Consider the following 206-nt stretch of genomic DNA (forward strand, 5'->3'; position numbering starts at 1 on the left):
TCTCCCTCCACCATATTCTTCTTACCTCTTTTAAGAGTTAAGAGAACAACCTGATTGATGGGCTTATGGGAAAACATCAATTTAGGCTTACTTTGTGAAAAGTAAGACACACCCTGGAGGGGTTCCCGAGTGGCCAAAGGGAGCAGACTGTAAATCTGCCGGCACTGCCTTCGATGGTTCGAATCCGTCTCCCTCCACCATATTCT

The 206-nt window shown here is 46.6% G+C and carries 1 tRNA gene; it reads left to right on the forward strand.

The window, feature by feature from the left end:
• Window positions 1-115 precede the first annotated feature (115 nt).
• A tRNA-Tyr gene (locus AB4623_RS23555) sits at window positions 116-200 on the forward strand.
• Window positions 201-206: the final 6 nt, after the last annotated feature.

This window comes from Vibrio sp. 10N.222.52.C12 (assembly GCF_041474215.1).
GTDB classification, from domain to species: Bacteria; Pseudomonadota; Gammaproteobacteria; order Enterobacterales; family Vibrionaceae; genus Vibrio; species Vibrio crassostreae_C.